Source organism: Robertmurraya phoenicis (genome assembly GCF_047302285.1).
In the GTDB taxonomy this organism is placed as follows: Bacteria; Bacillota; Bacilli; order Bacillales; family Cytobacillaceae; genus Robertmurraya.
Genome location: NZ_CP154845.1, coordinates 232,959 through 253,597, shown reverse-complemented (window position 1 = coordinate 253,597; position 20,639 = coordinate 232,959). Strand labels below are relative to the sequence as shown.

Below are 20,639 nucleotides of genomic sequence, written 5' to 3'. Positions count from 1 at the left end.
TTCATTTTCTTAAAGGAAAGCCCCTTCAGTTTAACAAAGGCATTTTTGTAATTTACTTACCAAGTCTTGTTGATGGTCAAGAAAGGCTTTTATTGAAATGACTGCAAAATGAGAGTGGAGATAAGTATTAGTCAATACACATTCATCATAAATCAAGTTAATTTTCAATTGTTTCTTTGGTTTTATTTCATTTTTCTTTAAGGAATTACTTAATTCAATATATATATTATAAATTGGGTCATCAATTGACCTTTCTACAGAAAAACCACCTGCTAAACTACTCCACCAAACTCGAAAACCTATATAAATTTCATTATATGTCTTTAAGCTATCTGAATTAGGGATGAATAGTTTTTCGTAAAATAAATTACTTTCATCATAGAATATTTCTAAATCCGTTCCATTAGCCTCATCTTTAGATAATCTGTCTAAAAGTTCTTCCCATAATACTTTGAATTTATCTTCAAAATCATCATGGAACATAATCATCTCTGATAAATACGGAAATTTAAGATGTTCTTCCCTTTGTCTTTGATTAAGATATATATTTTGCAAGTAAATTAAAAAATTTAGTACATAAGGTGTATCTGCTCGCATTGCTAATGGTTTTTTCATATATTTACACTCCCTTATCCGATATATAATAATTACGTTAATTATTTCATTCATTAACAATACTTTAGCTTTTAATAAAAATTACCTGCTTCTTTACTTCAATAAGAAGAGGCTATTCTCCTTCTTGAAGTAAGGGTTATCATTTTTTTGCATGATAACCCTTTCATTTTGCATCTTAATACTCATTTTCTACTTCTCATTCAAAATCCCCCTATGAATCTACTTCCTTCTTTATACTAGAGACAGTTTCATCAAGAACTTATCAAACATTTAATGAAATCGCTTTATATATTTTAAGGGGGAAGAGCGAATGATTACATTTTTAGTGGGGATAGCTCTTTTAATTGTTGGTTATTTCACTTACGGAAAATTTGTTGAAAAAGTATTTGGAGTAAAGGAAGAGCGTGCAACGCCTGCCTATGTGAACAGTGATGGCGTTGACTATGTGCCGATGAGCACACCGAAAAACTCATTGATTCAGCTTTTAAATATTGCGGGAACGGGTCCTATTTTCGGACCTATTATGGGAGCGCTTTACGGACCAGTTGCCTTCATTTGGATTGTTATTGGTTGTATTTTCGCTGGTGCTGTTCATGACTATTTAACAGGAATGATTTCCATTCGTAACCGCGGAGCTCATTTACCTGAGCTTGCAAGCAAATTTTTAGGAAAAGCGATGAAGCATGTTGTTAATGCCTTTGCTGTTTTACTTCTTTTATTAGTAGGTACGGTGTTCGTTTCAACACCTGCAAGCTTACTTCATGTTCTCATGGATGGAAAAATTGCTTTAGGAATTATTATTGGCGCGATTTTCTTATACTATATTTTAGCTACACTTTTACCAGTTGATAAAATTATCGGTCGACTCTATCCATATTTTGGAGCGTTGCTTGTTGTTAGTGCACTTGGAGTTGGTATCGCTTTAGTTGTAACTGGAGCACCAATTCCAGAACTATCATTATCTAATTTCCACCCTGACAATGCACCGATCTTCCCATTAATCTTCTTTACGATTACATGTGGAGCATTATCAGGATTTCATGCAACGCAAACACCGATTATTTCTCGTACAACTCAAAAAGAGAAACAAGGACGAAAAATTTTCTACGGCATGATGATTGCAGAAGGGATTATCGCCATGATCTGGGCTGCAGCTGCGATGAGTTTATTTGATGGTTACAACGGCTTAAATGAAGTGTTAGCTGCTGGTGGACCAGGTGCGGTTGTAAGTGAAGTATCAACGGCAATGTTAGGGGCAATTGGTGGAACACTTGCCATTCTAGGCGTCGTCATTCTTCCAATTACATCAGGTGACACAGCATTCCGCAGTGCACGTATGATTATTGCCGAGTATTTAAACATTGCTCAAAAGAAATTATCTAGCCGCTTATGGATTGCTATTCCTTTATTCGCTGTATCTGTTGTGCTAACACAAATTGATTTCAATATCTTGTGGAGATACTTTAGCTGGGCAAACCAAGCAACAGCGGTAATCGCGTTATTCGTGGGTGCGATGTACTTATACATTGCCAAAAAGAATTACTACATCCCACTTATTCCAGGTGCATTTATGCTCGTGATGGTCATCACCTATATCCTCAATGCTCAAATTGGATTTAGGATGTCTATGAATGCCTCTTGGATTGGCGGCTTTATCGGTGCTGCTATCCTCATAGTGCTATTCTTTATCACCGCTAAGAAGAATCGAGAAAGCAATATCGCTCTGGAAGAAGACATTTCTGACTGGAAAAAGAGCGCTTAAGTAAAAAAAGCATGTGCTATCAGCGCATGCTTTTTTTATGTTAAGATTTCAAATGCTCATTGAGAATACTTTCTTCTAGGACAGAAAATTTGTCTCCATATACTTTCGTAATATGCGTTTCTCCCCAATCGCAAAGGGCATTTAAAATATGCTCGAGACTTCGTCCATACTCACTTAATTCATACTCAACTTTTGGTGGGACTTGATTATAGACAATGCGATTAATGACTCCATCCGCTTCTAATTCTCGTAATTGTTGGGTCAACATTTTCTGAGTAATGTCTGGCATTAATTTTTTCAATTCGCTCGTCCTTTTCTTTCCATGTGTGAGATGACACAAAATCACACATTTCCACTTTCCTCCGATAACTTCGAGCGTTGCTTCCACTGAAATATTGTATTTCTTCTTCATTCCCTAACACCCCCTCCAATTTATTTATCGCAAATCATTCCATAAGATCAGGTTGATTTAAAGCGAGAGCTTGGTATCATAATAGGTACTTTTTAGTACCTATAGAACTTTAAAGTACCTATATTACTTTAAAGTACGTACTTTTCTTTTTATCGTTCATTGCTCATAATAACATTTGCCGGTTCAAATGGATAGTCTATTTCATTATGTCCAAATAGATGCTAACCATCTAGGAGGTTGCGCAGCATGATGAATAGATTTTATAGATGGAGGAACACAATGGATATAAATAAAGGAAAAAATACCTTTGCCTTACTTGCGTTAGCGATTAGTGCTTTTGCCATTGGTACAACAGAATTTATTAGTGTTGGCTTATTGCCATTAATTGCTGATGATTTAAATATATCAGTTACGTACGCAGGTCTAACCGTTTCGTTATACGCTTTAGGTGTTACCTTTGGGGCACCGATTCTGACGTCTTTAACCTCAAATATTTCTCGGAAGGCACTTCTTCTATGGATTATGGTCATCTTCATCGTTGGGAATAGTGTTGCCGCTGGGGCCACAAGCATTGGTGTCCTATTGGTAGCTCGTGTCATTTCAGCGTTTGCCCATGGGATTTTCATGTCGATTGGCTCCACAATTGCCGCTAATCTCGTATCTGAAGATCGACGGGCAAGTGCCATTTCAATGATGTTTACAGGACTAACTGTTGCGACCGTTACGGGTGTTCCTTTTGGCACCTTTATCGGACAGCAATTTGGGTGGAGAATGGCGTTCATCGTCATCGTCATCATTGGCCTTACCGCCTTTATTGCCAACAGCGCTCTCGTCCCTTCGAATTTACCAAAAGGGAAAGGGGCTTCATTCAAAGAGCAATTGAAATTAGTGAAAAATCGTCGCTTATTGCTGGTCTTTTTGATTACTGCATTAGGCTACGGGGGAACGTTCGTTGTCTTCACTTATTTATCCCCCATTCTTCAATCGATCACAGGCTTTAAAGACAGTGTTGTTGCGATTATTTTATTTATTTACGGCATTGCGATTGCAATAGGTAACATGGTTGGTGGAAAACTCTCCAATCGACAACCAACGAAAGCATTATTTTACATGTTTACCATTCAAGCGATTGTGCTCTTTATACTGATGTTCACTGCCCCATATAAAATCGTTGGGCTGATCACCATTTTCTTAATGGGATTAATGGCATTTATGAATGTACCTGGCTTACAAGTCTATGTCGTCATGCTTGCAGAACGTTTTGTCCCATCCGCTGTCGATGTCGCTTCTGCGATTAATATTGCCGCATTTAACGCTGGCATTGCAATAGGTTCTTATTTAGGAGGCATCATCACAGACTCCATCGGTCTCATCCATACGACATGGGTGGGCGCTATCATGGTGGCTGCGGCCGCACTATTAACAGGATTGAGTAGAAAATTAGAAAAACAAGAAACAGCAGCGTCTTTTTCACAATACAGGAACGCGAACTAGACAACAAATTAATAGTTCATCATGAAATAAATGAAAAAAGGATAAAAACAGGAGGAAAAAATATTATGACACAACAATTACAATCTACAACAGTATTACAAAACGGAGTAAAAATGCCTTGGTTTGGGATTGGCGTATTTAAAGTAGAAGAAGGACCCGAATTGATCAATGCGGTCAAATTTGCGATTAAGCATGGTTACCGTAGCATTGATACAGCTTCGATTTATGGAAATGAAGAAGGTGTTGGACAAGGGATTCGCGAAGGGCTGGTAGAAGCAGGACTTACGAGAGAAGAACTATTCGTAACTTCCAAAGTATGGAACGCTGATCTTGGATATGAAGCTACTTTAGCTGCTTATGAAGCAAGTCTACAACGACTTGGATTAGACTACTTAGACTTATATCTGGTTCACTGGCCTGTTGAAGGAAAGTATAAGGATGCTTGGAGAGCACTCGAAACCCTTTATAAGGATGGAAAAGTGAAAGCAATTGGTGTCAGCAACTTCCAAGTTCATCATTTAGAGGATTTAATGAAAGATGCTGAAATCAAACCGATGATTAATCAAGTCGAATATCATCCGTACTTAACGCAAGAAGAAGTTCAAAACTTTTGCCAGAAGCATGGAATTCAACTAGAAGCATGGTCACCGTTAATGCAAGGACAGCTACTGGATCACCCTGTCCTTGCAGCCATTGGGAAAAAATATAACAAATCTATCGCACAGATTATTTTACGCTGGGATCTGCAAAATGGAGTTGTCACCATTCCAAAATCAACAAAAGAGCACCGCATTGTCGAGAACGCCAATATATTTGATTTTGAACTTACGACAGAGGAGATGACTACAATGAATGAACTTAATCGAAATCATCGAGTTGGGCCGGATCCAGACAATATTGATTTCTAGGATGGGGCTGGTCGCTTTACGGTGAGGGGGGCTCTTTCCGGAATTATTGATGGTTTTTCCGGAAAAAATCGTATTTTTACGGAAATAAGTAAAAAGTTACGGAATTAAGTGCTGAAGTTACGGAATTATTGCTCATTCTTCCGGAATTACGCAATTCATAATGGTCCAGCAACTGTTCTGAGTCCACAAAATCCTAAAAAATTTCCTTTTTTAAGCCGCTACCTAATGTAGGTAGCGGCTTTTCCCATTATCCTAAGCGAAAAACAATTCCGTGGCCGCCTTTTGGATATTCCCATTTGATATTTTGGTGGGGACAACCGATACGGCAGCTTCCACATTCATGACAGCCTTCATAGCCGACATGCATGCGGATGTCTTCCCATTTATAAATCTCTGCTGGACAAAAAATGGTGCATATTTTATCCGGACATTTCGTTAAACAAATATCTTCGTCCTTTACATGAAGATGGGATTTCGTATCAGCGTTGAAGCGAACAAGATACTGCTTCTCTTCAATTGTTTGATGCTTCTTCTGTTCACTCATTACTTGACCACCTTCCATGCTCGAAACATATCGCGAGCCATTTTCATTTTATCCTTTGGCGTACCAAGGTCCTTCCAGATTTTCTTTTGTTTTTCCCATTTTGATTGACCATCAACGGTAAACATTTGACTGGCCGCTTTATTAATCATCGGGATATACTCGTCAAAATAATGAGGATTTTGATCAAAATGATGGGTAGAATCCTTATACTTTTTCATATCCTGACCGACAAATCCGTCTAATAATCGAACCCGGTAGTGGTCGAGCATTTTCTCAGAAAAGTCCCCTGCTTCTTTTGCTAAGAGAATTGTTTCCGCTGCTAATCTTCCAGAGGTCATTGCCAAATTCGAACCTTCACGGTGAATCGCATTAACTAATTGGGAAGCGTCCCCGATAACAATAACCCCGTCACCGACAATTCGTCCCATCGAGTTATAGCCGCCTTCTGGGATAAGATGGGCTAAATACTCCTGTGACTCGCTTCCTTGAATGTAAGGGCGAATCATCGGATGATTTTTGACATATTCAAGCAGTTCATAAGGCTTTATTTTGTGTTTTATCAATCCTGATAAAAGAGTTCCCACTCCAATGCTCAATGTGTCCTTATTCGTGTACAGGAAACCTGTTCCAAGAATCCCCTTTGTTGCGTCTCCAAATAATTCAATCGTACAGCCTTGATTGTCTTCTAGGTTAAAACGATCCTCAATCACCTTTTTATCAAGCTTCAATATTTCCATCGTCGCCAATGCCACTTCATCTGGCCGATATTCCTTATGGAAGCCGAGCGACTGAGCTAAAAGTGAGTTTACTCCATCGGCAAGGACAACGACATCTGCATATACATCTCCATTTGGCCGATCGGTACGCACGCCAACGACCTTGCCATTCTCGACAATACATTCCAAGACAACTGTTTCATTAATGAGGACAGCGCCTTGCTGAACCGCCTTATCCGCAAACCACTGATCAAATTTGGCCCGTAATACAGTAAAGTTGTTATAAGGCTCTTTGCCCCACTCCATCCCTTTATAGCTAAAAGTAACAGCTGATTCCTTATCCATCATCATAAAACGTTGCTCGACAATAGGACGCTCTAATGGAGCCTCTTTATAGAATTCAGGGATGATATCCTCCATCATTTTCCGATAGAGAACCCCTCCCATGACATTTTTTGAGCCTGGGTATTCGCCTCTTTCCAAGAGTAGAACATTGGCTCCTCCCTTCGCTAAGTCATACGCACATGAAATCCCAGCTGGACCTGCTCCAACGACAATCGCATCAAATTGATCAGACATGACTAACCCCCTCTCTAGACATTACTTGTTTAAATTGTTCAATTAAAATTGGGATAACTTCAAATGCATCTCCGACAATTCCGTAGTGACATGACTCAAAAATTGATGCTTCTGGATCTTTATTAATGGCGATGATGAGTCCAGAATTTTTCATTCCGACAATATGCTGGATCGCTCCAGAAATGCCGATCGCAATATAGATTTTCGGCGTTACGGTAACCCCCGTTTGCCCTACTTGATGAGCGTGCTCAATCCAACCTGCCTCTACCACATCCCGGCTCGCCCCAACAGCTCCACCTAGCGTTTCTGCTAATTCGCGAACCAACCGGAATCCTTCCGCACTTCCTAATCCCTTACCACCAGCCACGATAATATCCGCTTCATCAATCCGTACCTTCTTTGTTGTTTCTTTCACAATCTCCAACACTTTTGTACGAATGTCCTCTTCCTCCAAAAAGATGCTCTCCTCTACTACTCGCCCTCCCCTTCCAGGCTCTGGGGGTAACGCTTTCATTACTTTCGCTCGGACAGTTGCCATTTGTGGACGGTATTTTTTACATAAAATCGTTGCCATAATATTGCCCCCAAAGGCCGGTCGGCTTGCGAGCAATAGACCTGTATCCTCTTCCACATCAAGCTCTGTTGTATCTGCTGTCAATCCTGTCGGCAAATCTGTCGCAACTGCGCTTGCTAAGTCTTTCCCTGTTGAAGTTGCACCATAAAGAATGATTTCTGGCTTATGCTTTTCCGAACAATCCAGTAACGCCTTCATAAAGGATTCAGTCCGATAATGTTTAAAAATCGGAGCATCGTAAACGTAAGCAACATCTGCCCCATACTCGAAAATCGTTTTTGAAAGATGCCTTATATTTTCGCCTATTAAAACGCCTGCCAGTTCTACGCCTCTTTTGTCAGCTAACTTCCTCCCTGCTCCGAATAACTCTAGAGATACGGGAGCAACCACACCGTCGTTTTCTTCGATAAACACCCAGATACCTTGATAATCTTGGAAATCCATTATGATTCCCCCTTTATAGTAAACAATTCATTCTTTTCAAGCAGGATGGAAAGCAATTGGTCAATCTGCTCATGTGCGTTCCCCTCTATCATTGTGCCTCCTTCAGGTTTTGGCGGTGCCCATACCTTTGAGACGATCGTAGGTGAGCCCTTCAATCCTAATTGCTTAATATCAACATCCTCTAAATCATCGACAGACCAAATATGAGGATTATACTTTGCTGCTTTTAGCATATTGGGAAACGGTGAATATGGTACTTCATTGATCGTTTTTTCAACAGAAAGCAAGCAAGGTAACGCCGATTGAATAATTTCATACCCTTCCTCCAATTTACGCTGGACGATCGCCTTGCCCTCTTCTTTGTTTACCTCGACCACTTTATTGACAGAAGTCAGTGGAGGGATATCAAGACGTCTTGCGATTCCTGGTCCAACTTGACCCGTATCCCCATCAATCGACATCTTCCCACAAATGATCAGGTCAACAGGTTTTTCTTTTGAGATTTTATTGATCGCCTTTGTTAACGCATAACTCGTCGCCAATGTATCAGCTCCTGCAAACCTCCGATCGGTAATCAAATAGCCTTCATCAGCACCGATTTCAATACATTTCTTAATTGCCTTAACAGCAGGTGGTGGTCCCATCGTCAAGACGGACACGGTACCGCCATAACGCTCCCTCAAGCGCACGGCTTCTTCCACTGCATGGGCATCATATGGATTTAAAATCGCTGGTGCCGTCCTTCGGTCCATCGTGTTTGTTTTTGGATTCATTTTGATAATCTTCGTGTCCGGAACTTGTTTAATACACGCTACAATATGCAGCATCCCATCCCCTCCTTTTTTGTACCTGAGAAGCCTGCCTTAGCCTGTTTACTTTAACTATATTAAGTTGCAACTATATAAATTCGAATATTACGATAATTCTTCATAAAAAAAGAAGGCTCTCTTCAAAAAAATGCCGAATGGACACTTTATTTTAGAGAAACCTTCTTTTGTTTTGAACTCTCTCAACAGAATTACAGATGATTCCGCCTCGCGAAATCTACAAATCTAAATTTATCTGGTCGATGGCGAGATTCGGTATATTGAAATAGACTTGCATCTTCTAAATAGACATAGTTTTTGATGATGACGACATTGTGAAACCCTTCTAAATCGAGCAGCTTTCGATCTTCTTCTGTTGGTTCTTCAACGATGATTTCTTTTTTGGCAAAGCTAATATTTAGCTGTAAATCATTTTCGAGATATTCATAGATAGAGTTCTCACAAACTTCCTTTGTCAGCTCCGGAACAAACTTTTTCATTAAGTAGTCCTTATCTAGGATCACCTTTTCACCATCGATCTGTCGGACTCGAAAAACTTGCCAAACGAGGTCCTTGCCGGAGATTGATAAGTGGCTTTGAATTTGTTGTTCCGGCTTTACTAAAGCTAATTCATGGACAATGGTCCGATGTTTCTTCCCCATTTTTGTCGTTAATTCTTTGAAGCTCGTTAAGCCAGAAACAGGGAAATCCACCTTTTTACTTTTTATAACGATGGATCCCTTTCCTCTAATCTTTTGAATATAGCCATTCTGTGATAAAAGATTTAACGCCTTCCGGATCGTTTCTCTGGAAGTATTATAATGATCCTTCAACTCATGTTCAGATGGTAAAAGTGAATTGAAGGCGAGTTCCCCCGCCTCTATTTTCTCGACAATATCGTTATGAATCATTAAATACTTATTCGTCATCTCAAAAACTCCAATTTACTTATTTAAATAGTAGACAATGGATTCATATGGACGCAATGTAAAACCGTTCGGCTCCTGAGGTGAGTCAGGATAGTTTGAAAGAAGGATTTCACTTGAGTAATCCTTGATGTCCACATGTTCAGGTAGCATAAATTCAACTTCATTTGCATAGAAGTTATTTACAACGAGTAATTTTTCATCCCCATTTTCCCGTATATAAGCAAAAATAGCATCATGTTCAGGTAAAAGCAATTCATAGCTGCCATCTGTCACAATATCATAATTTTTTCTTAGTTGAATCAGCTTTTGATAATGATAGAAGATGGAGTTATCGTCTGCTACCGCGTTTTTTGCATTGATTTCTTTGTAATTAGCCGCTGTCCCAATCCATGGGGTGCCGGTTGTAAAACCAGCATGTTCACTGTCATCCCATTGGACAGGTGTTCTTGAATTATCCCGAGATTTTTGCTTAAGAATATCGTAAATTTCTTGCTCTGATTTGCCGCCGTCTTTCAAAATCTGGAACATATTTAATGATTCTATATCGCGGTAGTCTTCAATTTTATCAAAGTTTGGATTGGTCATCCCAAATTCTTCGCCTTGATAAATATAAGGCGTTCCTTGCATTATGTGGATTGTCGTTCCTAGCATCTTCGCTGATTCACGATGATAATCCTTGTCATTCCCAAAACGAGACACGATTCTTGGTTGGTCATGGTTACACCAAAATAAGGCGTTCCAGCCGCCTCCCTTATTCATTTCCACTTGCCATTCAGAGAGAATTTGCTTCAGTTTCAAAAAGTCAAAGTCAGCTTTCGTCCACTTCTCCCCGTTCGGATAATCCACCTTTAAATGATGGAAGCTGAAAGTCATGTCCAATTCTTTTCGATTCGGATTCGTATACTTAATGCAATTTTCAATAGAGGTAGAAGACATTTCTCCCACGGTCATCATATCATATTTGGCAAATACCTCTGTATTCATTTCATGGAGATACTCGTGAATTTTCGGTCCATCTGTGTAAAATTTACGCCCATCCCCAGGTGGTTCATCATTTGAAAAATGCTGATCCTTTGAAATAAGGTTAATAACGTCCAAACGGAATCCATCGACCCCTTTATCAAGCCAAAATTTCATCATTTCGTAGACTGTTGTTCGGACTTTATCATTTTCCCAATTCAAGTCCGCTTGCGTCACATCAAATAAATGGAGATAATATTGGCCCGTTTGTTCGTCATACTGCCATGCATTGCCTCCAAACTTCGACTCCCAATTTGTCGGTGGCTCTCCCTCTTTGCCATCCTTCCAAATATAAAAATCGCGGTATTCGTTATCTTTAGAAGAACGCGATTCGACGAACCACTGATGTTCAGTCGACGTATGGTTGACGACGATATCCATGATAATTTTAATATTGCGTTTATGCGCTTCCTCTAGAAGCTGATCAAAATCTTCCATCGTTCCATAAGGCTCGTAAATATTGAAATAGTCACGAATATCATAGCCGTTATCATTTTGTGGTGAATCGTAAATTGGCGTAATCCATACGACATCAACACCAAGCTTCGATAGATAGTCCAATTTTTGAATAATTCCTTGTATATCACCGACTCCATTTCCTGTCGTGTCATTGAAACTTTTCGGATAAATTTGATAAACAACTGATTTTTTCCACCAAGGCTGAGTCAAACCAACACACCTGCCCTTTACTTATTTATTTGGTCTTCATGAGAACGTACTGTCCTATATGTAGTTTGTGAAATCGTCTCATTCATGATGCGTTTCATCGTGGCTGTTCCAATTGCAAAGAGCTAAGTGCTCCACACGATTATTAATAGTAAAAGAGGAACACGTTAATGTCCCTCTCTAAATGTAGATAAAGTAAGAAATTCGTAAAAACGCAAGTCCCTAGGCTGAGAGGAATAACGAAAGTCCCTCTCTATTATTTATTTACGATTAAAAGAAATCTTTCCTACATTTGCTTTAGCAAAGACAATGGTTAGGATAAACGGAATCACAATCGCTATTACCATTGCAATGGCAAATGTAAACATATGCTGTGGTTGGATGGAAAGAATTCCTGGAATCCCTCCAACACCGATTGAGTTCGCCATGACATTACTTCCTACTGAAATAACAGCTGCAACTGCTGACCCAATCATCGCTGCTAAGAACGGGAATCCATATTTTAGGTTAATCCCGAACATCGCTGGCTCTGTTACACCTAGATAACAGGAAATGGTTGCTGGAATCGAAACTTGCTTTTCTTCTTCATTCTTACGATTGATGTAAATCATCGCTAGAACCGCAGAACCTTGAGCGATATTAGATAACGCGATCATCGGCCAAAGATTCGTTCCATCAAATTCACTCATTAATTGTAAATCGATGGCATTCGTCATATGGTGTAAACCAGTGATAACGAGTGGTGCGTAAGCGAAACCAAACACGGCTGCAAATAACCAACCAAACGCTGAAGTTAAACCAGAATACACAACATCGGAAATGAAAGCTCCAATTTGCCAACCAATTGGTCCAAGAACTGTATGTGCAATTAATACCGTTGGAACTAAAGCAAAGAATGGCACGACAATCATGGATATTGCATTCGGTACAATTTTTCTTAATTTCAATTCAAGGAACGATAATAAAAGTCCTGCAAAAATCGCTGGAATTACTTGTGCTTGATAACCAATCATATCAATTTGAGCAAATCCGAAATCCCAGAATGGAACCTCTGTTGCTCCAGCAACTCCATATGCATTTAATAACTGCGGAGAAACGAGCGTAATCCCTAAAACAATCCCGAGAATTGGCGTAGCTCCCATTTTTCTTGCTACCGCCCACGTAATTCCGACCGGTAAGAAGTGGAATATCGCCTCACCGATAAGCCATAAAAAGGCGTGCGTGCCTGCCCAGAATTGCGAAATCTCTACTAATGACTTTGTGCCATCTTCAAACATTTTAATGTCCCCGATTACATTTCGGAAACCGAGAATAAGACCCCCAACGACAATCGCCGGAATTAATGGTGTAAAGATATCTGCCAGGTGAGCAATCATTCGTTGAAGAAAGTTCATATTTTGCTTCGCTGCTTCTTTTGCCTCATCCTTTGATGTATCACTTACCCCTGCAATTTTCGTGAATTCATTATAAAAAGTGGAAACTTCATTTCCAACGATGACTTGAAACTGGCCTGCTTGTGTGAACGTCCCCTTTACAAGCCCAATCGCTTCAATTTTTTCAACATCTGCTTTCTTTGAATCCTTTAAAACAAAACGCATTCTTGTCGCACAATGAGTCACAACTGAAATATTTTCACTGCCACCAATGTGCTCCAGTAACTCTTGTGCTGGTTGAGTATATTTACTCATTTTTTTCCCCCACTCTCTTAAATTATATTTACAACAACTTGTATATACATGTTTTATGATTGCGTTTTCATAATAACTTGTATATACATGTTTTGTCAATCCATTTTTAGAAAAAAATTCGTATTATTATAATAATGATTCTGCTCCATCAATATAAATTTCACTCCCCGTAATATGACTGGATTGGTTAGAAGCAAGGAATAATACAAGGTCAGCAACCTGTTCAGGCCTACCTGCCCGATGCTCAAGAGGCTCGCTTCCTTTTGGATATTGAATAGGAATTTCGACCTTCTTTAAGTAGTTTTTTTCTTTCCACGTATTTTCACTTATGTTGGTTTCAATTGCACCTGGACAAATTATATTCACTCTAATGTGATACTCTGCAAGCTCTAGGGCAGCCATTTTTCCAAAGCCCATTTGACCAATTTTCGAGGTACTGTAAGCCGACATTCCAATGTTTCTATATATCCGGTTCCCATTAATAGAGCTGGTTATGATGATACTCCCTCCACTTTGCTTCATATGAGGGATTGCGTACTTAACGGTTAAAAAGGTACTCGTCAAATTATTGGAAATCGTAAGTTCCCATTCACTCGGTTCCAGATCCTCTATCGGCGTCACAACTCCATTGATTCCCGCATTAGCAAAGACAATGTCTAATTTTCCCCAATGCTGTATCGTTTTTTTATAACATTGCTCTACTTCTTCTGCTGAAGAAACATTCGCTTCTAAAACTAAGGCTTCACTTCCCAGTTTCTCAATTTGTACTTTTACGTCTTCTATATTCTCTTTATGTAAATCAACGAGGGCTACTCTTACTCCGTTTTCAGCAAGTTTGAGTGCTGCGGCTTTGCCAATTCCTGAACCCGCTCCCGTGATAAAAGCAACATGACCTCGAAGTGGTTTTTCCATCCAACATCCTCCTTCACCGATTGTTATTATTAGTCATGTATTTAATCAGCTTATTTATACGGCTTTGTTCAAAATAAACTCCCTTTTTCAAGAATTGCTGCGACTCTTTTCCCTAGACATCATTTTCTCACTTTGTTATAGTTTATTAGTTACCAATGATAACTATTATGCGTAGGTGTTCTACATGAAAACTTCACAACGTTTTTTTCATCAATTACTAATGCTTTACCGTCCTTTTGAAAATAGACTAGTACTCCTTCTTGGCAAACATCATCTCCAACGGGCACAATGGACCATTCTCTACTACCTGTTCAATTTTGGTTCTGCAACACTTGTTGATCTTTCTAATTATCAAAGTGTGGAAAAACCAACGATTACGAGAACGATTCACCAATTAGAAGAGCTTGGTTACGTAGAACAAGTTCCAAGTCAAGATAAGCGTGAAAAACGAATTCAGCTTTCTACACATGGTAGAGAAGTCTATAGCGAGGTTCGTGTGACACTCGACCACTTTGAGGAAGAAATACTAGGGGGAATATCTGAGTCAGAGCAGCATGATGCGATTCGTATCATGGCAGAAATTCGCAATAACATTAAGGGGTGATATAAGTGGATCAAACGAACAGCAATAAACTATGGACGAAGGATTTCATCGTCGTGTCCTCCGCTAATTTTTTTCTAACGCTTGTCTTCTTTTTATTAATGGTCACCATTGCAGTTTATGCAGTTGATGAATATAAGGCAACTACTAGTCAGGCCGGACTTGTAACCGGGATTTTCATCATCGGAACGTTAATCGGGCGCCTCTTTATTGGCCGTACCATTGACACGATCGGCCGTAAGCGCACATTGATCATCGGACTCATCCTATTTACGATTACAACTTTGTTATATTATGTGCATCTCGGCATTGGTTTCTTACTTTTTAATCGCTTTATCCATGGGATGACATTAGGAATGGCGAGCACAGCATGTGGTACAATCGTGGCTCAAATTATTCCGAAAAACCGAAAAGGTGAAGGAATTGGCTATTTTAGCATGAGTGCCACATTGGCTACAGCCATTGGACCATTCATTGGCCTTTATATGAGTCAGCATACTTCTTTCCAGGTGATCTTTGCCTTTTGTTTAGCTTTTGGAATTTTAAGCTTAGTCACTTCCTTCTTTATTCATGTTCCAAAAGTTGAGGTTTCCCATTCTGATACAGCTAAAAAAGGGTTGAAGCTCTCCGATTTTATCGAACCGAAGGCCATCCCTATTGCCTTTATCACATTAGCTATTGCGTTCTGCTATTCTAGTGTTCTATCATTTATCAATTTTTACGCAATAGAAGTCGATCTCGTCAGCACAGCAAGTTTCTTCTTTATCGCCTACTCAGCAGCGGTTCTGATATCAAGACCCTTTACAGGTCGCTTGATGGATATGAAAGGTGCGAACTTTGTTATGTATCCTGCTTTCGTCCTTTTTGCCGCTGGTTTATTTCTTTTAAGTCAATCAAGTAATAGCTTTACTTTTCTATTAGCTGGTGTCCTCATTGGACTCGGTTTCGGGAATATGCAATCTTGCACCCAGGCCGTTGCTGTTAAGCTAACGCCTGTGCATCGAATGGGGCTTGCTACCTCCACCTTTTTCATCTTTCTTGATGCAGGGCTTGGCTTTGGCCCTTATGTGTTAGGGTTTATTATTCCGATAACCGGATACATTACTTTATATATTATTCTCGGTGTCTTCGTGCTTGCTAGCTCGATTCTTTACTATTTTATGCACGGGAAAAGAGACAGATTTACTGCCGTGCAAACATCTACTTCTGCTTAGTGAAAAGAGGCTGGGTCAAAAAGTCGGTGGTAACGACTTTTTGATTCTAGTTTGGAGTGTATAAATTCCCTCGACTTGTGGATAAAGTGTTCGTATAAACAGTAAGAGTATCGGTATGGAAAAATAACAGGAAAAATTCCGCTTAATGAGCAACCATCATGAAAAAGAGCCGAAATAACAGGAAAAATTCCTGCTATTCCCTCAAAAAATGCCAAAATAAACGATTTTGCTCTCCATAAGCGGAAAATCTTCCGTTATTTCTCCTAAAATTGGCACCATTGAAGAGATAACAGGAAAAATTCCGCTTAAGGGTGAGAGATGGTTGGAGCAAAATAGAGTCTTATAGTAGAAATTTAGACAAATCGGAAATCGATTGGATTCTTGAAGACTAATTTGAGTTTCAATCGATTTTCTGTACGAGGAAAACCGAAGGTAGAAAACGAAATAGGTCTTGCGTTAATGACAAAATTAACAGACAAAAATAGAGAAAGGTGATTTGAGTACCCTCAAATTCACCTTTCTCATGATTTGAAGCTAGTTATGTCCCAGCCTCTTTAAAATCATCTAATCTTCTTTATATTTCTCTTTTACAATTCCAGAACCGATACCAGCTCCAAGCATTAAGATTAACGGACCAAAATTCCACCAGAACGATCCTCCAACAAGCCCAATTTCTAATGCGGTAAATTTATTGATCATGAGAATACTTAACTTTGCAATTAACATGAAAACGCCAATCAAAAATATGACATCAAACAGATATTTAAGTCTCGGATGAGCTAATTGCTTACTATCGTTAATCACTTTTTCCTTCAACTCTTCATCACTCCTTAACAATTCATCAACTGTTACTCCAAATAGATCACTGAGCTTAATAATTGTTTCGATATTAGGATAGTTCTGACCATTCTCCCACTTGGATACTGACTGACGGCTCACAAATAGCTTCTCTGCCAATTCTTCTTGAGACCATCCTTGAGCTGTCCTTTCCTTTTTTAGCTTTTCTCCAAAAATCATAACATCAATCACCTTTCTACTTTCTATTATCAAGTTCTTATGTAAAAAGTAAAGATAGCTATCGTTGCAAGAGCCCGCAACCTTAGGTTTACTATACGAAAGTAGTTTTACTCCTTAACGATTATTCTTTTACCTCACATTAATAATGAATTCAAAATTTTTAATGGGAGAAAAATTCATATGACTGACATTTTATGCTCTATGATACTGAAAAGCTCAATGGTACATTAATTAATAAGGGGGAGATCAGATATGAGTGCTAAGCAATCTCTTGAGGTCAAATCGAAAATCTGGATCGAACTTAATGACGAAGTTGTTTTCGGACTCGGGCGTATTCGGTTGTTTCGTGAAATTGAACGAACCGGTTCAATGAGTCAGGCTGCAGCTTTGCTAGGAATGTCTTATCGGGCTGCTTGGGGGAAAGTAACAGCCACAGAGGAGAGATTGGCCATGCAGTTAGTTGTGCGCCAACAAGGAAATAGAAAAAAAGGAACTACTTTAACTCCTACAGGAAAAGAACTGCTCCGACAATATGAAATCTTTCAAAAAAAAGCACAAGAAACAGTCGATGAATTATTCGAAGATCATCTTGGAGGACTGTTACACCACCTAAAACAACATACCGATACAGAGAAAAAGATGTAAGGTTATCCGTGTCTCCTTACATCTTTTACTTTAGAATGTAAACCATTGATCATAGCACATAAATGGCTCATCTTTATGCTGAAAATCATTAATATCTGGAATGAAGCGATAATCCTCTTTATAAAGTTCGATTTGTTCCACGACATCGCAAATGGCCTTGGCAATATACAGAACTTCCTTTTCCGTCATTGTTGGATGAAGGGACACCCTTACCCAGCCGGGCTTTACAAATTGATTTCCCTTATCAATTTCGTTTGTTATAGCTAAGGACTTCTTTTCGTCAATTTTTAATAAATAATGTCCGTATGTGCCCGCACAAGAGCATCCACCTCTTACTTGGATTCCATAGACATCATTTAATAGTTTAACGATGAATTGATGATGTATTCCTTCCACATAAAAGGATACAATCGGAAGTCTATCCCATCTGCTCTCTTCCAAAATAACAATTTTTTCATTCTCCACTAAGCGCTCGAGCAATAAATGAATAAGTTTCTTATCTTGAGCTAACATGAGTTCACTGCCCATTTCTTCCTTTAGACAAATCGCTAATGCTGTTTTTATCGCTTGTAAAAATCCAGGCGTCCCTCCATCCTCCCTTTCTTCAATATTAGAAATATAGGATTTTTCACCCCAAGGGTTCGTCCAAAGAACGGTTCCACCACCGGGGCGATCTGGGACTTTATTTTTATAAAGTCTATTAGAAATAATCGCCACCCCCATAGAACCAGGACCACCTAAAAATTTATGAGGAGAAAAGAAGATTCCATCTAAGTGCTCCCGTTGATTTTTAGGATGCATATCAATCGGAATGTACGGGGCAGATGCTGAGAAATCAACAAAACAGACACCTCTATGGCGATGAATCACTTCCGCTAGTTGATGATAGGGGGTCTGTATTCCCGTTACATTTGAACAAGCTGTAAAAGATCCTATTTTCAAAGGTCTATCATCGTACTCTTTTATGACTTTCTCTAGTATTCTAGGAGATACCTCACCATTCGCATCAGGGGGAATAACGACCACGTCGGCAACCGTTTCTTCCCAAGAGGTTTGATTGGAATGATGCTCCATATGTGTAATGAAAACAACCGGTTTTTGTGTCTTTCTGACTCTGGCTGTGTAATTTTCATGAAGGGTTAACCCTAATAATCTTTGTACTTTATGCAAAGCACCTGTCATACCAGTTCCTTCAAAGAAAAGAAGATCACTTTCAGAAGCATTTACATGTTTTTTAATGATGGTTTTTGCTTCCTTATAAGCCCATGTCATACTTTTTCCCGTAACATTCGTCTCTGTATGAGTGTTCGCAACAAAAGGACCGAATTGATAGAGAATTTTATCCTCTATTGGTTTGTATAGCCTTCCACTTGCGGTCCAGTCTGCATATAGAATGTGTTTCTTTCCATAATGAGTGTGAAAATCTTGTTTATTCCCAATGATATTTCCTCTAAAATGGTGAAAGTACTTTTCTAATTCCATCTTCTATTCCTTCCCAAACTCTTTTCATTGTGTATGAGAAAAGCGAATCGTATTACGTTCACGATTCGCTCTCCATTTGCAATCTACATGGTCTGTGACTCCGGTTTCTCCTGAAGTTGCTCATCGTTTTTTCGATCTTGATCTTTTACTTCGTTGTACCAAATTTCATGATGATGCTCTGCATATTCCGAATCCATATATCCAGTTGCCATGGCATTAAACGAAGCCCGCTCACTAGGATGAAATACAGTGAGGTAAACATGGACACCAAAGAATAATGTTAGTACTAACGCTGATATATCATGGACGACTAGCATAAAGATACCAGCTGCCCCTGTGAACCAGTCAAACCAAAGAGCAAAGCCTGTCACTGCTAACAAAAGTCCGAATACTAACGCAAAAAGATAGTACAGCTTTTGGCCTGAATTATATTTCGTTTGTGGAGGTAGCTCTCCACCAAGAAAGTAGTGCTTCGGCGCTGCTTTCAGCCAACCAAGATCAGATTTACCCCATTTAAACGCACTTAAAAATCCAAATCGTTTTTTCGAAAAAATGAAATAAATCACCGGTGCAACGACAAACAGTACAGCTCCAATGCGATGGATGAGGCGGGAAGTATGTCCTGCTGATTGGTCCATTAAGGTTGACGTTCCTTGGAAAAAGATCAAATATCCGGTAATCAACGCCAAGAGAAACCCTAAAGCTATCGTCCAGTGCATCAACATATCTACCAACTGATAGCGACGAATCAATTTATTTTGGCGCTTACTCATCTTCCTTTCCCCCACTTTCTACTTGTTCAAGATCGCTCTCTTTATCATTGTAGTTTGCGGCAGATATGATAAAGTTAGCGAGAAATCCTATTGCTGTCGCTCCCATTAATAATTGGGTAGCTGGTTTAATGACATCTTTACGGAAGCCAATTAATTCATTGGTTGTTGGCTGGGTCGGCAAGCCATAGGCTTCTGGTTTTTCTGTTAAGACGTAAATATAATGGGTGCCCCCCATATGTTTGTCTCCATAAACATTGGCATTCGGATAACGCTCTTTAATTTTTTCCACACGATTATATGCTTGCTTGACAGCTTCTTCCCAATGCTCGAACGTCAAAGCTGTGGTTGGACAAGTTTGAACACAAGCAGGCATTTCCCCATTTGTAACACGGTCCTGACAAAAATCGCATTTATTCATTTTCTTCTTTCCAGTCAACGGATCTGATTCATAACGAGGAACATCAAACGGACAAGCCTTGCCACAATAGGCGCAGCCAATGCACTTATCACTTTGAAAACCAACAAATCCATCTGCATGTGTATATAAGGCACTTGATGGACAAACCTCTACACATGGAGCATCTGAACAATGCATGCATTGCTCCTTTTGAATCAGCCATTCAAATGTTTCCGTCTTACGGTCATATTGCTCTGTAAATTTCATTAACATTAACGTATTAACTGAGCGGTCTGCCGGGTTTTGGTACGTTCCCGGCACTTTCTCAAATTCAGTTGCAGGTAAGTTATGCCACTCTTTACAAGCTAATTGACATGCTTTACATCCTGTACAAAGAGAGGTATCGACTAAAATTGCCATATCATTTTTATTAGCCATATA

Annotated in this window: 20 protein-coding genes; 6 read left to right on the top strand and 14 right to left on the bottom strand. The window is 39.4% G+C overall.

Annotated features, from left to right (window positions below; translation table 11 throughout):
• Positions 1–30: 30 nt before the first annotated feature.
• On the bottom strand, positions 31–615 hold the full coding sequence (locus tag AA0X71_RS01155) for a hypothetical protein (protein WP_413358257.1): 585 nt from the start codon (positions 613–615) through the stop codon (positions 31–33).
• A 310-nt stretch (positions 616–925) separates the two neighbouring features.
• Here AA0X71_RS01155 and AA0X71_RS01150 point away from each other — a divergent pair, with 310 nt between their 5' ends.
• On the top strand, positions 926–2,377 hold the full coding sequence (locus AA0X71_RS01150) for a carbon starvation protein A (RefSeq protein WP_413358255.1): 1,452 nt from the start codon (positions 926–928) through the stop codon (positions 2,375–2,377).
• A gap of 40 nt (positions 2,378–2,417) precedes the next feature.
• On the opposite strand, the gene AA0X71_RS01145 is transcribed toward AA0X71_RS01150, so the two are convergent.
• Complete coding sequence (locus AA0X71_RS01145) at positions 2,418–2,789, bottom strand: winged helix-turn-helix transcriptional regulator (protein WP_413358253.1); 372 nt, start codon at positions 2,787–2,789, stop codon at positions 2,418–2,420.
• A gap of 279 nt (positions 2,790–3,068) precedes the next feature.
• On the opposite strand from AA0X71_RS01145, the gene AA0X71_RS01140 reads away from it, so the two are divergent.
• Entirely contained in the window at positions 3,069–4,283 is a 1,215-nt protein-coding gene (locus AA0X71_RS01140) for an MFS transporter (RefSeq protein WP_413358251.1), read from the top strand.
• Positions 4,284–4,348: 65 nt separating this feature from the next.
• The gene (locus AA0X71_RS01135; RefSeq protein ID WP_413358249.1) at positions 4,349–5,191 is read left to right on the top strand and encodes an aldo/keto reductase; all 843 of its coding nucleotides are present in this window, start codon (positions 4,349–4,351) and stop codon (positions 5,189–5,191) included.
• A gap of 247 nt (positions 5,192–5,438) precedes the next feature.
• On the opposite strand, the gene AA0X71_RS01130 is transcribed toward AA0X71_RS01135, so the two are convergent.
• From AA0X71_RS01130 to AA0X71_RS01095, 8 genes are all read right to left on the bottom strand, one after another.
• Positions 5,439–5,735: a ferredoxin family protein gene (locus tag AA0X71_RS01130; protein WP_413358248.1), complete on the bottom strand. Its 297-nt coding sequence runs from the start codon at positions 5,733–5,735 to the stop codon at positions 5,439–5,441.
• The gene (locus tag AA0X71_RS01125) at positions 5,735–7,030 is read right to left on the bottom strand and encodes an FAD-dependent oxidoreductase (RefSeq protein ID WP_413358246.1); all 1,296 of its coding nucleotides are present in this window, start codon (positions 7,028–7,030) and stop codon (positions 5,735–5,737) included. The genes AA0X71_RS01130 and AA0X71_RS01125 overlap by 1 nt, the downstream gene beginning before the upstream one ends.
• Positions 7,023–8,048: an electron transfer flavoprotein subunit alpha/FixB family protein gene (locus AA0X71_RS01120; RefSeq protein WP_413358244.1), complete on the bottom strand. Its 1,026-nt coding sequence runs from the start codon at positions 8,046–8,048 to the stop codon at positions 7,023–7,025. The genes AA0X71_RS01125 and AA0X71_RS01120 overlap by 8 nt, the downstream gene beginning before the upstream one ends.
• Positions 8,048–8,875, bottom strand: coding sequence for an electron transfer flavoprotein subunit beta/FixA family protein (locus tag AA0X71_RS01115; protein ID WP_413358242.1), 828 nt, complete (start codon positions 8,873–8,875; stop codon positions 8,048–8,050). Before AA0X71_RS01115 ends, AA0X71_RS01120 begins: the two co-directional genes overlap by 1 nt.
• 191 nt (positions 8,876–9,066) lie before the next feature.
• Complete coding sequence (gene treR, locus AA0X71_RS01110; protein WP_413358241.1) at positions 9,067–9,783, bottom strand: trehalose operon repressor; 717 nt, start codon at positions 9,781–9,783, stop codon at positions 9,067–9,069.
• 15 nt (positions 9,784–9,798) lie between these two features.
• A complete protein-coding gene (gene treC / locus AA0X71_RS01105) occupies positions 9,799–11,472 on the bottom strand; it encodes an alpha,alpha-phosphotrehalase (protein WP_413358239.1) in 1,674 nt (557 codons plus the stop codon).
• 257 nt (positions 11,473–11,729) lie between these two features.
• Positions 11,730–13,157, bottom strand: coding sequence for a PTS system trehalose-specific EIIBC component (gene treP / locus AA0X71_RS01100; RefSeq protein WP_413358237.1), 1,428 nt, complete (start codon positions 13,155–13,157; stop codon positions 11,730–11,732).
• A gap of 126 nt (positions 13,158–13,283) precedes the next feature.
• On the bottom strand, positions 13,284–14,069 hold the full coding sequence (locus AA0X71_RS01095) for an SDR family oxidoreductase (protein ID WP_413358235.1): 786 nt from the start codon (positions 14,067–14,069) through the stop codon (positions 13,284–13,286).
• Positions 14,070–14,253: 184 nt separating this feature from the next.
• Here AA0X71_RS01095 and AA0X71_RS01090 point away from each other — a divergent pair, with 184 nt between their 5' ends.
• The gene (locus AA0X71_RS01090) at positions 14,254–14,673 is read left to right on the top strand and encodes a MarR family winged helix-turn-helix transcriptional regulator (protein ID WP_413358233.1); all 420 of its coding nucleotides are present in this window, start codon (positions 14,254–14,256) and stop codon (positions 14,671–14,673) included.
• 5 nt (positions 14,674–14,678) lie between these two features.
• Positions 14,679–15,884 (top strand): MFS transporter, encoded by a 1,206-nt coding sequence (locus AA0X71_RS01085; RefSeq protein ID WP_413358231.1) that lies wholly within the window; start codon positions 14,679–14,681, stop codon positions 15,882–15,884.
• Positions 15,885–16,448: 564 nt separating this feature from the next.
• Here the strand turns inward: AA0X71_RS01085 and AA0X71_RS01080 are convergent.
• Positions 16,449–16,901 carry a helix-turn-helix domain-containing protein gene (locus AA0X71_RS01080; RefSeq protein ID WP_413358229.1) on the bottom strand — a complete coding sequence of 151 codons (453 nt, stop codon included), beginning with the start codon at positions 16,899–16,901 and terminating at the stop codon, positions 16,449–16,451.
• A 252-nt stretch (positions 16,902–17,153) separates the two neighbouring features.
• Here AA0X71_RS01080 and AA0X71_RS01075 point away from each other — a divergent pair, with 252 nt between their 5' ends.
• Positions 17,154–17,546 (top strand): winged helix-turn-helix domain-containing protein, encoded by a 393-nt coding sequence (locus AA0X71_RS01075; RefSeq protein ID WP_413358228.1) that lies wholly within the window; start codon positions 17,154–17,156, stop codon positions 17,544–17,546.
• 30 nt (positions 17,547–17,576) lie between these two features.
• Here AA0X71_RS01075 and AA0X71_RS01070 read toward each other — a convergent pair whose 3' ends face one another.
• From AA0X71_RS01070 to AA0X71_RS01060, 3 genes are all read right to left on the bottom strand, one after another.
• The gene (locus AA0X71_RS01070) at positions 17,577–19,028 is read right to left on the bottom strand and encodes an aminotransferase class V-fold PLP-dependent enzyme (protein WP_413358226.1); all 1,452 of its coding nucleotides are present in this window, start codon (positions 19,026–19,028) and stop codon (positions 17,577–17,579) included.
• A gap of 83 nt (positions 19,029–19,111) precedes the next feature.
• Positions 19,112–19,801, bottom strand: coding sequence for a formate dehydrogenase subunit gamma (locus AA0X71_RS01065; RefSeq protein WP_413358224.1), 690 nt, complete (start codon positions 19,799–19,801; stop codon positions 19,112–19,114).
• Positions 19,794–20,636 carry a 4Fe-4S dicluster domain-containing protein gene (locus tag AA0X71_RS01060; protein ID WP_413358222.1) on the bottom strand — a complete coding sequence of 281 codons (843 nt, stop codon included), beginning with the start codon at positions 20,634–20,636 and terminating at the stop codon, positions 19,794–19,796. The genes AA0X71_RS01065 and AA0X71_RS01060 overlap by 8 nt, the downstream gene beginning before the upstream one ends.
• Positions 20,637–20,639 lie beyond the last annotated feature (3 nt).

Coding starts and splice junctions, on each gene's coding strand:
- AA0X71_RS01155 (WP_413358257.1), bottom strand. CDS start 615: ATGAAAAAACCATTAGCAATGCGAGCAGATACACCTTATGTACTAAAT.
- AA0X71_RS01150 (WP_413358255.1), top strand. CDS start 926: ATGATTACATTTTTAGTGGGGATAGCTCTTTTAATTGTTGGTTATTTC.
- AA0X71_RS01145 (WP_413358253.1), bottom strand. CDS start 2,789: ATGAAGAAGAAATACAATATTTCAGTGGAAGCAACGCTCGAAGTTATC.
- AA0X71_RS01140 (WP_413358251.1), top strand. CDS start 3,069: ATGGATATAAATAAAGGAAAAAATACCTTTGCCTTACTTGCGTTAGCG.
- AA0X71_RS01135 (WP_413358249.1), top strand. CDS start 4,349: ATGACACAACAATTACAATCTACAACAGTATTACAAAACGGAGTAAAA.
- AA0X71_RS01130 (WP_413358248.1), bottom strand. CDS start 5,735: ATGAGTGAACAGAAGAAGCATCAAACAATTGAAGAGAAGCAGTATCTT.
- AA0X71_RS01125 (WP_413358246.1), bottom strand. CDS start 7,030: ATGTCTGATCAATTTGATGCGATTGTCGTTGGAGCAGGTCCAGCTGGG.
- AA0X71_RS01120 (WP_413358244.1), bottom strand. CDS start 8,048: ATGGATTTCCAAGATTATCAAGGTATCTGGGTGTTTATCGAAGAAAAC.
- AA0X71_RS01115 (WP_413358242.1), bottom strand. CDS start 8,875: ATGCTGCATATTGTAGCGTGTATTAAACAAGTTCCGGACACGAAGATT.
- treR (WP_413358241.1), bottom strand. CDS start 9,783: ATGACGAATAAGTATTTAATGATTCATAACGATATTGTCGAGAAAATA.
- treP (WP_413358237.1), bottom strand. CDS start 13,157: ATGAGTAAATATACTCAACCAGCACAAGAGTTACTGGAGCACATTGGT.
- AA0X71_RS01095 (WP_413358235.1), bottom strand. CDS start 14,069: ATGGAAAAACCACTTCGAGGTCATGTTGCTTTTATCACGGGAGCGGGT.
- AA0X71_RS01090 (WP_413358233.1), top strand. CDS start 14,254: ATGAAAACTTCACAACGTTTTTTTCATCAATTACTAATGCTTTACCGT.
- AA0X71_RS01080 (WP_413358229.1), bottom strand. CDS start 16,901: ATGATTTTTGGAGAAAAGCTAAAAAAGGAAAGGACAGCTCAAGGATGG.
- AA0X71_RS01075 (WP_413358228.1), top strand. CDS start 17,154: ATGAGTGCTAAGCAATCTCTTGAGGTCAAATCGAAAATCTGGATCGAA.
- AA0X71_RS01070 (WP_413358226.1), bottom strand. CDS start 19,028: ATGGAATTAGAAAAGTACTTTCACCATTTTAGAGGAAATATCATTGGG.
- AA0X71_RS01065 (WP_413358224.1), bottom strand. CDS start 19,801: ATGAGTAAGCGCCAAAATAAATTGATTCGTCGCTATCAGTTGGTAGAT.
- AA0X71_RS01060 (WP_413358222.1), bottom strand. CDS start 20,636: ATGGCTAATAAAAATGATATGGCAATTTTAGTCGATACCTCTCTTTGT.